Raw genomic sequence first — 13,580 nt, 5'->3', positions numbered from 1 at the left:
TGTGAAAGTCCGTAGACCTCGAGGTCACTACGTTATATAGGAACAGTCTATATGCGTAATTGAGTAAGTTAGGATCAAGTGATGATGAAAACTAAACCAGTGGCAACCACCCTGTTGGTTGTCATGGCTATTATATTTTTAATTTCATATCCGCAGCGACATGATACATTTTGGGCCTTTATCATGCATATCTCTGGGGCAGCTATGATAGGTGGCCTCGCGGACTGGTATGCAGTAACGGCTCTCTTTACGAAGCCTTTAGGCATTCCTTTCAAAACGGCAATCTTGCCGCGCAGTAAGGAACGATTAATTCAGATAGGCCGCACTATGCTCAGCGAAGAGCTATTGCGCGTGCCACAGATGTATTATGCTATCAAAAAAGAACGCGTTATGGTCCGTATCGTTGAATACGGCATGAGCGATGTGGGACAAGTTCAAATTAGAAATCTCTTGTACGGTGTGGGCAATCAAGTTTTATCTCATATGGATATTGAACCGATGCGCCAAGAGATTAATAAGGCCATTTATAAGGGGGTTACAAACTGGAAAGCAACACCCCTCGTTATTCTCTTTGGCCGTTGTATGCTAGAACGTCACACAGCAAGCGTGTTTTGGCTTTATTTTAACCGCACATGTCAGCGTGTTATCGCATCAAATCAGGTATATCCGTATTTGTATCGCGTCATGCTAGACATTATGAAAACTTATACAAAGGATTCTTTCTTTCGCGAATTGGCTATCGCCTTTGGTGGAGATGGACTTTCACCAGAACGATTGGTAGAAACGGTACAGAAAAAAGCTGTTCAGTTCTTGAAGGAAAATGAATCTATTGATTCTGCATTGGGGCGCTATGTATGGGGCCAAGCGATTCGATTCTTCAATAACCTAGAAACCAATACAGAATGGCAAGCTTTCATCGAAGAACATAAAAATCAGTGGATTAGAATGGTTCTTGAAGAATGGGAAGGCAAACTTATCGATGGGGATACATTGGACTGGAAACGCCTCATGGACATCGTTATAGATCGCTTTAATGTGCTTGGCACCGAAATTTTGTTGAATCCAGACAAGCAGGCGCCGTTTGAGCGGTTCTTCTTGTTGCGTAGTATTCCGTGGTTGCAGAAGTTGAACCCGCTCATCGACAGTGTGGTAGGTCAGGAATTATCTCGTTACTCGCCTGATGAAATCACTCAAATTGTTCGCGGCAAAATGTACTATGACCTTCAAATGGTGCGTATTAATGGTTCCCTTATAGGCGCTGTCCTTGGCGGCATCTTATACGGTTTGACCATCATTGTAGAGGGGGTGCTCAAATGATTAGTTATTTGAAATCCCTTACCTTGAAACAGCGTGCTAATGGCATTCTAGGCTTGACTGCCGTATTGTATTGTTTTGCTTTTGTAGGACAATTTTTCTTTGGCCATGAAAGTTGGTATCAACCGTTGTACTGGGCTGTTCAATCTGCCCTCATCGGCAGTGTGGCTGACTGGTTTGCTGTAACGGCTTTATTTCGCAAGCCACTAGGCTTCCCATATCATACAGCGCTAATTCCTCGCAATAAAGATCGCCTCATTAATGGTGTCATTAAACTTGTAGAGACGAAGATGCTTACCAAGGAGCGCTGTAAAGTATTATTGAAAAATGTGCAATTTGTGCCATTGTTTGAGAAGTTCTTGTTGTCTCCTGAGGGGCAGCGAGCAGCACGCCTTGTGATTCATCAAGGACTACACCTTTTATGGAAATCTCAAACTAATGAAGAATGGGCACAATGGGGGGCAAAACGCATTCGTGGATTGCTTCAACAACATTCTCTCGTGCCCGTTTTGAAACACGTATTACTTGATTTATGTGAGCATAATCGCTATGAAAGTATGGTTGTGCAAGTTCTAAACGTGATTCAAGAACGGATTAATCATCCGGCTATGGTTACTTGGCTTACCGCTGTCGTAGCAGAAGAGGCACATAAGAAAAAGCGAAAAGGCTTCTGGTCTGATTTCCTTATTTCTATGTCCGAAGCTACCGATGTAGTAAACTATCAAGAAATGGCAGAGGCTATTGTTCAAGAGGCCTATGCGATGCTGGAAAGTTGGAAGCGTCCAAATAGCCCCGAACGAACTGCTTGGTTGCGACAATGGGTAGAACCTATTCGTAATATTGAAGAGAACCATGAAGTCTGCGATGCTCTTAACGAAGCGTGGGAACGCTGGATTCGCGAACAAGATTGGGAATCTGTTATCGAAAACCATTTATGCCCTTATATAGAAGAACTATTGCTCGTAGGGGATGAAAACGGAGAGACTCCGGCTCAGGTTTTAGTTAATATTGCTCTTGAATTATGGAATGTATACGGTCAATCGGACGATCTTAGAAATCGTATTGAAAAAACCTTACACGATATTGGCGACTACGTACTTGAACAAGGGTATGACCTCATTGAAACTATCATACGTCAAGTATTAGGTGGCCTCAGTACAGATAAATTTATTTACTTTATTGAATCTAAGGTGGAGGACGATCTCAGCTGGATCCGCATTAATGGTGCTATCGTTGGTGCTGTAGCGGGTCTGCTTGTATGGACCTTCTTAGAATATGTATATATGCCGTTTTGGCAACAATTTGTAGGCTAAAGTTAATTATCTATAATAAGTTGCTTTAAAATTAAATACACAAAAACTAGCATATAGAAGGAGCTTCTATATGCTAGTTTTTTATGGTTTAATTAATTCTACATTATGGGCTTTTGGATTAAAATTGATATAGAAAAGGGACTGACCATTGGTCAGTCCCTTTTATGTTATTCTTCCCTTGTATTGTACGGCAATCGCACGGTAAATGTAGTTTTTACTTGGGGTTCACTCGTGGCCGTTACTGTACCATGGTGTAAGTTAATAACTTTATTTACAAAGTAGAGGCCTAAACCTATACCGTGATTAGATTTTTTATTTCGCGATTGTTCCGTTTGATACATACGATCCCAAATATGATCTAGAGCTTCAGGTTCGATGCCAATACCATTATCTGTTACGGTAATGACTAAGTCTCTGCCTACGAGTTTAGCCGAAATATCAATAGTAGAGTTTGTAAACTTAATGGCATTGTCCACTAGGTTTGTGATAGCTCGACGTAATGATACTTCGTGAGCATTCATATGTAAATTAGGCTCAATATGAGATGTAATCGTAATCTGTTTATCTGTATTTTCTGTACAGAGTCTTGTATAGTCGTGGACCATATTGGATAACATCAATGATACATTGACAGGTGCAAAGCTTAGACCTTGTGCATTTTCAAGGCGGGCTACATCAAGCAGTTGGCTTACGAGGTTAGTCATGAACTTAGCTTGCTCTAAGATATGTGTTAAACCTTCCCGTAGATCTGCTTCCGTACGACCGTATTTTAAAGCAAATTCACTTTCTGCTTTAATAACGGCAATTGGTGTACGTAGCTCGTGAGATACGTCAGAACTAAATTGTCTTTCACGATTGGAAGAATCCTCAAGACCTGAAATCATACGGTTAAATGTTGTAGTTAGTTCGTAGATTTCATCTCTCGCTGTGCGAGCCGGAATGTCGATACGACGGCTCAAGTCGTTGTTCTTACCGATGACTTTAGCTGTTTTCGTCAAGGTTCGGACCGGTTTAAGTCCTTTTTTGATGAAAAGATAACCGCCTAGGGAGGAAATTAGTAAGAAAATGATATTCCCTAACAGTAAGCTGTATAAAAGGTTTTCCGTCTTTTTAGAGGCTGTTTTTACTTTTGTAACAGCACGCAAAATACCACGATAGTTCGGTTCGTTAACCGGTGTATCGTAGTAGTAGAAGGTATCATCACCAGCAGCAATTTCACCAACTTGGCCTAAGGAAAGGATTGTTTGGTTTGGAAACCCATCTGGCAAGGCGCCTTTAATAATATAGCCGTCTTGAGTTGATACAAAGAAGAATGTATTATCTTGGTACGGTTTAAACTTGCGAATATCCGTAGCCATAATCATCGCTTGTTGTTGTAAGCGTTCGCGCACTTCTTTGTTATCGGATTCATGTGTATATGCGTAAATCCATGCGGATGCAACCATCAAAATGATAAGCAAAAAGATGGTATACCAAGACATAATTTTAAAGGTTAGGGGCAGCCGATTAAATAAATCGGTGGCTGCCCCAGACATGGTATCTAGATCTCGGTGAGGATCATTAGTTTTCTGTTTTGAGGACATACCCTACTCCACGAACCGTTTGAATGAGTTTTACATTCTCATCAGTATCAATTTTCTTGCGCAAATCTTTAATGTATACGTCGATAAGGTTAGAGTAGCTTTCATAATCGTATTCCCAAACATGGTCAAGGATTTGTTGACGAGATAATACGATATTTTCGTTACTTGCTAAATAGAATAATAGGTCGAATTCTTTTGCAGTCAATGTAATTGTTTCGCCGTCGCGTTTAACAGTACGTTGAGGAACATTGATGGTAAGTGGACCTACATGGATATCGTTTTGTGCATGACGCGCATTACGACGAGCTAATGCATAAATACGAGCGGTTAACTCTTCAAGATCGAAAGGCTTTACAAGATAATCATCTGCACCAGTGTTAAGGCCTGTAACTTTATCTTGCAAGGAATCCTTTGCTGTTAAAAGCAATACAGGTGTTGTATTACCGTCGTTACGCATTTGTGCAAGAGCACTGATACCATCGAGGATTGGCATCATAATATCCATTACGATAACGTCATAGCTAGATGTGTTAACGTAATCGATCGCTTGTTGCCCATTGAAGCATGTATCAACTGTCATATTTTCTGCACGTAAATATTTAGCCGTGATACCATTCAGCATTTCTTCGTCTTCTACAAGTAAAATTTTCATTCTCTGTTCTCCTTATGTATGATTTAAAAATATAGCTCTCCAACTACATTAATTATAGTCATTATATATATATAAACTTTCTTTTTTTGAAAGCCACAACACCATATAAGGTGACTATATATATAATATTATATAACTTATTTATCTATTATCATACCTTATACAATAGTAATGAGCAAAAGATGAATGTACATGCGAGTTTACAAGACTTTTCTTCATTTTTGAAAGCCTTAAAAATGGTGAAAGACTGAAACTTAATGAATTCTGCTAATGAATAAAATCTAACTATATCGAAGATTGCCGTATGCGCATAGATGAGGGTGATTTTATCGATTTTAGATGATGTGCGATAAATCACTAAAAAAACTTATGATAATTATTATCACAGAAATAAATGCTTGTTATGAACGGAGAAATACGATAATTTTCGATGATTAAATTCGAGGTAAATTTAGTAGGAATTTAATGGATATTAATTATTAGGAATGGTTAGCAATAATTAAAAAGCTAGTGTTTATGCGAATTCTATAGATACCAAAGGAAATAAAAATATAGAAAAATTTCGGAACCGAACTACTTTCGTAAAATCCTTAACTTCTTGTAAAAATTATTCATATAGGTAATTTTTTGACTCCTCTTTTTACCTTAAAAATGCTAAGTGAAATAAATTATCAATTAGATTAATCAAAATTAATTATGCATAATAGGGTTTAGACATGACCTGAAATGCTCTCTATAATTATAGGTAAAGAAATAAGAAAAATCGCATAAGTATGGGGTTTTTCTTGAAAGAAAAATGATTAGGTTATCAAAAATTTTTATAAGTTTTTGAAATGAGATAGTCTAACAGGTTTCTTATTAATAGGTAGTTATGAGGAGGTCATTATGGAACAGTTTGATGTTCTAGTAGTAGGTAGCGGTGGCGCCGGCATGCGTGCGGCTCTTGAAGTAGGTCGTCGCAAAGGCTTAAAAGTAGCTCTTATTACTAAAATTTTCCCAACTCGCTCTGCAACAGCAATGGCGCAAGGCGGTGTAAATGCATGTTTGAACAACGTTGCAGCTGAAGATACAGTTGAAACTCATACTTTCGATACTGTAAAAGGTTCTGACTATCTTGGCGACCAAGATGCAATCGAATTCTTCTGCTCTCGTTGTCCAGAAGGCGTACTTGAAATGGACCACATGGGTGCTCCATTCTCCCGTACTGAAGAGAATAAAATTGCGCAACGTAACTTCGGTGGTCAATCCTATCCACGTACTTGCTACTCTGCGGATAAAACTGGTCACGTTATTTTGCACACAACTTACGAACAATGCTTGAAAGAAGGCGTACACTTCTTACAAGAATGGTATCTTTTAGATCTTGTTAAATCTGCAGAAGGTCACGTTGGTGGCGCTGTAGTTTGGAACATGAAAGAAGGTAAAGTAGAACAAATTAAAGCGAAAGCTATTATCTTGTCTACTGGTGGTGCAGGCCGTATCTTCTGGACTCGTACTACAAACCCATTCCTTTCCACAGGCGATGGTATGGCAGCAGCATTCCGCGCTGGTAACGGCTTGAAAGATATGGAAATGATCCAATTCCATCCAACTGGTCTTGGTCGTACTGGTATCTTGATGTCCGAAGCGGTTCGTGGTGAAGGTGGTTACCTTCTTAACGCTGAAGGCGAACGTTTCATGAAAAAATATGCGCCTAACAAAATGGAATTGGCATCTCGTGACGTTGTAGCGAAAGCCATCGAAGATGAAATCGCTGCAGGTCGTGGTTTCGGTTCTGGCCTTAACGCATATGTAGTAGCTGACCTTCGTCACTTGGGCCCTGAAGTTATTATCGAAAAACTTCATGGTATCCGCGACTTAGCTATGTGCTTCGAACATTGCGATCCATTGACTCAACCGGTACCTATTCGTCCTACATGTCACTATACAATGGGCGGTATCGACGTAGTGGATTACAAAACTTGTGCATGTGAATTGCCTGGTTTGTTCGCTTCTGGCGAAGCATCTTGTATCTCCATCCACGGTGCGAACCGCTTGGGTGGTAACTCCTTGGCAGACGGCGTAGTATTCGGTAAAGTATCCGGTGCTGGCGCAGCTGATTATGCTGAAACACATGAACAACCTAACGTAGATGCGGAACTTGCTGCAGCTGCAAAAGCTTGGGAAGCTCGTTTCACAGAAGTAACATCCCGTGAAGGCGGTCGTCCGGTTGTAGAAATTCGCGATGCATTGGCTGATGCAATGTGGAATAAAGTAGGTATCTTCCGTAATGAAGAAGGTATTACTGAAGCCTTAAAAGAAATCGAACAATTGATTGAAGATTATAAAACTTGCTATGTAGGTGACCCTGAACGTACTTACAACATGGCATTCGTAAACTATTGTGAAATCGGCTCCATGTTAACAGTAGCAAAAGCTATTGCTATGGGCGCTTTACACCGCCGTGAATCTCGTGGTGCTCATATTCGTGAAGACCATCCTAAACGTAATGATGAAAGATACTTAAAACATTCTTTGATCAAATTAGGTGCTGACGGTCAATACGAATTAACAGAACGCGACGTAGTGTTCACTAAATACGAACCACAAGAAAGGAAGTACTAAGATGAGACAAATCACCTACCATATTCACCGTTACCAACAAGGTCGCGCGTTTGTACAGACTTTCAAATTCGATTACGAACCTGACCGTACAATCCTCTGGGGCCTTCAAAAAATTAAAGATACTCAAGATCCAACATTGACATTCTTGGCAGCTTGCCGTTCCGCAGTTTGCGGCGCTTGCTCCATTCGTGTAAACGGCGAAGCGATGCTCGGCTGTGAATCTAAAATCGATGAATTAACAGAACGTTATGGCACAGACGAATTGACAATCGCTCCAATTGGTAACTTCCGTGTTATCCGTGACTTAGTTGTTGACTGGGAATCCAAAGTTGATCGCTTGAAAACAGTTGCTCCTTGGATTTTCCTTAAAGCTGAATTCAACGAAGGGGACAAAATCGTTCGCCAAACTCCAGCTGACTTCAAAAAATTCGTTGCTGGTACAGAATGTATTCTTTGCGGTTGCTGCGCATCTGAATGTAACAAATTGACTGCACGTCAAGATGACTTCTTAGAACCATATGTATTCACAAAAGCTAACCGTTTCGTATTGGATAGCCGTGATGATGCACCTATGGCTCACATTCAACCTGCATTCGACAATGGCCTTTGGAAATGCGTTCACTGCATGAACTGTATCTCCCGTTGCCCTAAACACTTAAAACCTGCTCAAGATATTTCCAACTTGCGTAAAGAAGCTACAAAAGCTGGTCTTACTAACAGCAAAGGCGTTCGCCATGCAGTTGCTTTCAAAGAGGACCTTTACAAAACTGGTCGCTTGAAAGAAGTTTCTATGAGCTTGAAATCTGATGGTGTTGTAGATTCCGCTAAACAAGCATTCTATGCATTGCGTTTGTGGAAACACAGCAAAATCAATCCATTCGAACTTGTAGTACCTCAAAAACCTGTAAACGGTATTGATGGTGTTCGCAGACTTATGAAAGCAGCTGAGGAGGTAAGCAAATAATGAAATACGCATTTTTCCCAGGTTGCGTTCTTGAAAGCGCTGCCAAAGAAGACTACTTAGCAACAGTTGCTGTAGCTAAAAAATTAGGCATCGAGTTGGAAGAACTTGACGGTTGGACTTGCTGCGGCGCGTCCCACGTTCAAGACATCGCTCCAGAAATTACACTTGCTACAAATGCTCGTAATATTGCATTGGCAGAAGAAAAAGGTTTGAACCTTTTAACTGTATGTAACACTTGTACTTTGATGCTTCGTGAAGCTAAAAATGAATTAGACAATAACGAAAAAGAAAAGAACGAAGTTAACAAAAAATTAGCTCAAATCGGTAAACAATACCGCGGTACAACTGATATTACTCATTTCTTATGGGTATTGATCCGCGATTACGGTTTGGATAAATTGAAAGCTAAAGTTGTTAAACCTTTAACTGGTTTACGTGTAGCTGAATACTATGGTTGCCATATTCTTCGTCCTCAAACTGAATTGGGCTTCGAAGATTATCAAATGCCTACATCCTTAGCAGATTTGATCTCCGCTATCGGTGCTACACCAATTGACTTCTCCCGTAAACTTGACTGCTGCGGTTTCCATGCAGTATACCCTGCACATGATTCCGTAATGCAAATGACTGGCTCTATCAATAAAGATGCGGCTACAGAAGGCGCAGATTGCGTAGTTACTCCTTGCCCACTTTGCCAAATGCAACTTGATATGTTCCAAAAAGAAGCTAAAGAAGTTGTAGGCGGCGGCAAAGATATGCCAATCTTACACATGTCCCAATTAGTAGGTCTTGCTCTTGGCATTTCCCCTGCTGAAATGGGTATGCCTAAACGTCACTTAACTGATACTGCGGCAGTGACAAAATTTGTAGGTTAATTCGTTTGATTTAGACATGATCAGAGTTGGTCTATATAGTAGTCTGAATCTAAACCTATTATCATAATTACCAGAAGAACCCCCTAGCTTAGGCTAGGGGGTTTTTCTTTTCTATAAATAGATTTTTAGTAATGTTAATGGTAATAGGTTTGGATTTAATTGTACTGAATTATAAATCGTGAAATATATATAAATCGATAAATGTAAAATAAATACAGTAAAATACTAACTTTATAAATAAATTTGATTTTGATATCGATTGATAATTGTAGTATAATAAGTACACAAATTGTATACACTTATATGAGTAATAGCTAATATGTTGTAATTCATAAATTATTATAATGCTATATATACTAGATTATACAATATAAATTTGGGAGATATTATATTGGAAATGCTAGTTATTATGCTTTGAGAGGGCGATTAGCATTATAGAGTGTATATACGGGGGGAAATAATGAATGATATGCTATTAGAATATATCGATCGAATGATTGATCAAGAGACAGAACATCGTGTTTTTTCTGTGGATTTTAACAACAAACAGTACTTTGTAAAACAGGATATAAGTAACCATCGCTCTAGTTGGATTAAGCCCGCACCTAGAGCTTCTTTTGATTATGAGTTTTACAAGATTTCTTTTGTGAATACGCAATTGCCAGTAGCTCCTGTTATTGCTGGTTTTAGAGAACATTATTTTGTTACAGAAGCTTGTGGTAAAACGTTAACATATTATAGCCAATTGCCCGATCAACATCCAGAGGATGATAGTTTGCAGGATATGTTAAGTCATATTTTTTATATGTTTGGCAAGACATTAGGTCAGTTGCATGATTATGGCTTGAGTCATGGCCGTCCTGCTATGCGCGACATTACCTATGAGCCTGAACTAGATAAGATCACATTGCTCGATTGGGAGAATAGCCGTCGTTGGCCTGAGTTAACACCGCAAGGCTGGGATTTACTCGTCTTCGTTCACAGCTTCCTTCGGGAGGATAATTTATCCATTTCGTATCTATATGCTATGATGAATGGCTATAGCTCAGCTTGTACAGCCCGTGAGACAGTGCTACATATAAAAGACATTTTGAGTAAACATGAATATCTTTTTAAATTCTGTCGTATGTTAAACCCTCTACATTTTGTGGACACTGAAGCCGCTGTTAAAGCATATGACTTTATATTGGCTTTGAAAACCGAATAATATGGATTTGAATAGTACTCGTAGTAAGAGCGCTTTATAGACCTTTACTGGCGCTATCTAGAATATTAAGTTTCTAGATAACACTTGGTAGAGGTCTTTTTCTATTTCAATTCATCATATTATAAGTAGAGTTCAGCTACTTTCACCATAAGTACCTTAAATAACGGCAAAGGGGTTGTCGAATGAGGACCTCAGGAATATAAGAGGGTGAAAGGAGGTGATACGATGGCTAACATTAAACGCACTAAATTGGTGTTGCGTTTTAACATCGGTACCGAAGATGCGCCGAAGTACAAAGACGTAACCTATACTCGTGTTGCAGAAGAAGCGTCTGACGATAATGTGAAAACCGTTGGTAATGCGCTGGCAGCCTTGTATGACCACAGCTTGTCCGACGTGGTCCGCGTCAATGAAGTATCCTTAGGGCATTAAGGGTAGAGTTTCTACTCATTCTTGTTTTAGGTGATCCAAACACATTGTTAATTGCTGATTTCATACAGCCTCACATAGTCGTAAAGAGGTGTAGAAATAGCAAGTCCACACATTCCCATCCTTATTGATATGAATCGAAGATACGTATATTTGTAATCTAACATGTTTACAGCCTATCTAGATTCGATGAACTTGTTTATGAAACGTGAAAGGAGGCGCCCACATGGCGGAGAAACGCGTTGTATATCTTACATTTTCTACGGTCGGTGGTAAAAGCACATCAATCACAATTAGTGCTCCTCGTGCTGGAATTACTTTACAAGATGCTAAAACAGCGGCTAATGCGTTAGTGGCTAATAAAGTAATTCTTGGTTCTGGTGATGCAGAATTAGCAGCATTTACTACAGCTCGTGAAGTAAAGACACAAACTACTGAATTGCAATAGTACTGCTTCTATGATGTAGTCTAGAAAGGTACAAATATAATCTAAAGGTAGTATAAAAGCGATCATGGAGAAATCCTGGTCGCTTTTTTGCGTATTAATTGAGATATAAATTCAAAATTATTTCAGATTCACAGATTATAATGCTCTTAAAGTGCTTGTTATACATATAAGATTGGAAAATGTAGTATGATATGATAGACTTATTAAGTGATTTTATTTATCAATTTACAATAGGATAGTCTATTTATAATCAGTTTGTTAGTGTAGGAAATTAGTATATAGAATTAAGCTACTTATAAAGGAGGTTTACGATGAAAGAGGCGTGGGAATTATTCTTACATGGTGGATTTGTTATGTGGCCGCTACTAGTGGCACTTATCATAACCGTAGCTATAGCGATAGAACGTATAGCTTATTATCGACAATTGAAGCGGGAAATGTTTGCTCTGAATGATGCATTAGAAGAGAGCGAAATAAACTGGCAATCCTTATTAACTAGCTTAGAATCTAAATATACAGCTAATATTTCGTATAATCTAACTCGCGTGCTTGGACAGTGTCATGATCGCAATGTATTGCAATCCAAAATGGAAGATATGGTGGCCCATGTTTATACACACGCTTCACGTGGCCTTGATTGGCTCTCTACTATTGTTACGATAGCACCATTATTAGGTTTGCTTGGTACTGTAACGGGTATGATTGGTGCCTTTCAGGTGTTCGGTGCTGACGGTGCGGTACCTACTGCTATTACCGGTGGTGTGGGGGAAGCCCTTGTTGCAACTGCTTCTGGTCTTTGCGTGGCTATTGTGGCATTGTGTTTTCATGCCGGGTTTACTCATCATGTACGTATGACAATATCTCGTTTAGAAGATTCATTTTCTCGTGTCTTAGATTCTTATGATCGGGGGCATGCTGCATGAAACGAATGAGCCGTATGGAGGGAGAAAAGCCTACTTTGATGATTATCCCTATGATTGATATCATCTTTTTCTTGCTCGTATTTTTTATGATTAGCACCATATATACGATTCCACAACAATCCTTGTCTATTATGCTACCAAAAACAAAAACACAACAGTCCGCAGAGTTGCGCCCGGTTTTAATTGATTTTGAAAAATCTGGGCAGCTGATGATTGATGATGGATATGTGACGAAAGAACAGCTTATTAGCTCTGTGAAAGCCAAAATTGGAGAGAATAAAAATCAAAACTTCCTTATTCGTGCCGACAAGGAGTTGAGTTATGGCAAGGTCGTGGAATTAATGGATGATATGAAATTAGCCGGCGCTGCAAGTATTAGTATTGCCACTGTTAATAAATAGGTGATGCTATGGCGAAACAATATGTAGATGTGTGGAATTATCCACATATGACCTATAAAAAAGCCTTTGTTATTGCTACCATTATAAGTATTATTACGGTGGGTGTTGCTTTTATTTCTTTTTCTGATTATATCGAATCTCAGATGGCTGGATCGTTACAAATTAATTTTCTAACGGAACAGGAAGCAGAGAAACAAGTAGAGGAAATTAAAGAGCAAATTAAAGAAGAAAAAGCTCATGAGCTTCAACACTCAAAAGAATTGGAAAATAATAATGTTCAACTTGATAACGGAGGAGCCGGTCATGGAGGACAAAATGGAAACTCTGCTGTTCCTACAAAAAGTGATGTAAGTCCGTCTAGTCAACAAGCGAGTGCTGGTGAAATAGGAACGGTTAAACAATCTTCTGTTGGTAGCAATACGGGGAGTGGACTTGTCGGAGCTGAAGGTTCTGGAATCGGGTATGCATCAACAGGTAGCGGAGAAGGGCTTAGCGATCGTGAAGGTACCGGAGGTACTGAAGTTGATGTCGGTGGTGGCGGCACATTCAGTTATGATGGGTATTGGAGTAATTTACAAAGTGCAATTAATAGTAATTACCCTACAGATGCATACACTATGGGAATTCAAGGTGATGTAACACTAAGAATTTATTTTGCCCCAGGTGGCAGTGTTGCCAGTGTGGAAGTTCTTAACTCTGATGACCCTATGTTATCAGAACATGCTAGAGAATATGCTTATAGTGTGGGTGGCGCTGAAAATTCTACAGGTACACAGCAATATGCAGATATCACAATTCACTATAATTTATAAGTATAATGAAAAACTAGTATCTTTATAGATACTAGTTTTTTTATGTATATATATT

13 protein-coding genes are annotated in these 13,580 nt (G+C 39.2%); 11 read left to right on the top strand and 2 right to left on the bottom strand.

The window, feature by feature from the left end; translation table 11 throughout:
• Positions 1-81 precede the first annotated feature (81 nt).
• Complete coding sequence (locus FNLLGLLA_RS09135; RefSeq protein ID WP_012864917.1) at positions 82-1,317, top strand: DUF445 family protein; 1,236 nt, start codon at positions 82-84, stop codon at positions 1,315-1,317.
• Positions 1,314-2,627 (top strand): DUF445 domain-containing protein, encoded by a 1,314-nt coding sequence (locus FNLLGLLA_RS09130; protein WP_174892380.1) that lies wholly within the window; start codon positions 1,314-1,316, stop codon positions 2,625-2,627. The genes FNLLGLLA_RS09135 and FNLLGLLA_RS09130 overlap by 4 nt, the downstream gene beginning before the upstream one ends.
• A gap of 167 nt (positions 2,628-2,794) precedes the next feature.
• Here the strand turns inward: FNLLGLLA_RS09130 and FNLLGLLA_RS09125 are convergent, their stop codons facing one another.
• Both FNLLGLLA_RS09125 and FNLLGLLA_RS09120 read right to left on the bottom strand, forming a co-directional pair.
• Entirely contained in the window at positions 2,795-4,210 is a 1,416-nt protein-coding gene (locus FNLLGLLA_RS09125) for a sensor histidine kinase (protein ID WP_004694649.1), read from the bottom strand.
• Entirely contained in the window at positions 4,188-4,862 is a 675-nt protein-coding gene (locus FNLLGLLA_RS09120; protein WP_004698139.1) for a response regulator transcription factor, read from the bottom strand. Before FNLLGLLA_RS09120 ends, FNLLGLLA_RS09125 begins: the two co-directional genes overlap by 23 nt.
• Positions 4,863-5,747: 885 nt before the next feature.
• Here FNLLGLLA_RS09120 and FNLLGLLA_RS09115 point away from each other — a divergent pair.
• The 9 genes from FNLLGLLA_RS09115 (at position 5,748) to tolA (ending at position 13,525) form a co-directional block, all read left to right on the top strand.
• Positions 5,748-7,466, top strand: a complete 1,719-nt coding sequence (locus tag FNLLGLLA_RS09115) for an FAD-binding protein (protein WP_128114460.1) — start codon at positions 5,748-5,750, stop codon at positions 7,464-7,466.
• 1 nt (position 7,467) lies between these two features.
• Positions 7,468-8,430, top strand: coding sequence for a succinate dehydrogenase/fumarate reductase iron-sulfur subunit (locus tag FNLLGLLA_RS09110; protein ID WP_004698188.1), 963 nt, complete (start codon positions 7,468-7,470; stop codon positions 8,428-8,430).
• The gene (locus tag FNLLGLLA_RS09105) at positions 8,430-9,305 is read left to right on the top strand and encodes a CoB--CoM heterodisulfide reductase iron-sulfur subunit B family protein (RefSeq protein ID WP_008602138.1); all 876 of its coding nucleotides are present in this window, start codon (positions 8,430-8,432) and stop codon (positions 9,303-9,305) included. The genes FNLLGLLA_RS09110 and FNLLGLLA_RS09105 overlap by 1 nt, the downstream gene beginning before the upstream one ends.
• Before the next feature lie 460 nt (positions 9,306-9,765).
• On the top strand, positions 9,766-10,512 hold the full coding sequence (locus FNLLGLLA_RS09100; protein ID WP_174892379.1) for a BUD32 family EKC/KEOPS complex subunit: 747 nt from the start codon (positions 9,766-9,768) through the stop codon (positions 10,510-10,512).
• A gap of 225 nt (positions 10,513-10,737) precedes the next feature.
• Positions 10,738-10,944: a DUF1659 domain-containing protein gene (locus FNLLGLLA_RS09095; protein WP_009352393.1), complete on the top strand. Its 207-nt coding sequence runs from the start codon at positions 10,738-10,740 to the stop codon at positions 10,942-10,944.
• 223 nt (positions 10,945-11,167) lie between these two features.
• Positions 11,168-11,389, top strand: a complete 222-nt coding sequence (locus tag FNLLGLLA_RS09090; protein ID WP_174892378.1) for a DUF2922 domain-containing protein — start codon at positions 11,168-11,170, stop codon at positions 11,387-11,389.
• 311 nt (positions 11,390-11,700) lie between these two features.
• Positions 11,701-12,312, top strand: coding sequence for a MotA/TolQ/ExbB proton channel family protein (locus FNLLGLLA_RS09085; RefSeq protein WP_008602145.1), 612 nt, complete (start codon positions 11,701-11,703; stop codon positions 12,310-12,312).
• Positions 12,309-12,713, top strand: coding sequence for an ExbD/TolR family protein (locus FNLLGLLA_RS09080; RefSeq protein ID WP_008602147.1), 405 nt, complete (start codon positions 12,309-12,311; stop codon positions 12,711-12,713). Before FNLLGLLA_RS09085 ends, FNLLGLLA_RS09080 begins: the two co-directional genes overlap by 4 nt.
• 8 nt (positions 12,714-12,721) lie before the next feature.
• On the top strand, positions 12,722-13,525 hold the full coding sequence (tolA, locus tag FNLLGLLA_RS09075; protein ID WP_156697322.1) for a cell envelope integrity protein TolA: 804 nt from the start codon (positions 12,722-12,724) through the stop codon (positions 13,523-13,525).
• Positions 13,526-13,580: the final 55 nt, after the last annotated feature.

Source organism: Veillonella parvula (assembly GCF_902810435.1).
In the GTDB taxonomy this organism is placed as follows: domain Bacteria; phylum Bacillota; class Negativicutes; order Veillonellales; family Veillonellaceae; genus Veillonella.
Note: the sequence above shows the minus strand (reverse complement) of the source record. Positions and strands in the feature narration are given on the sequence as shown.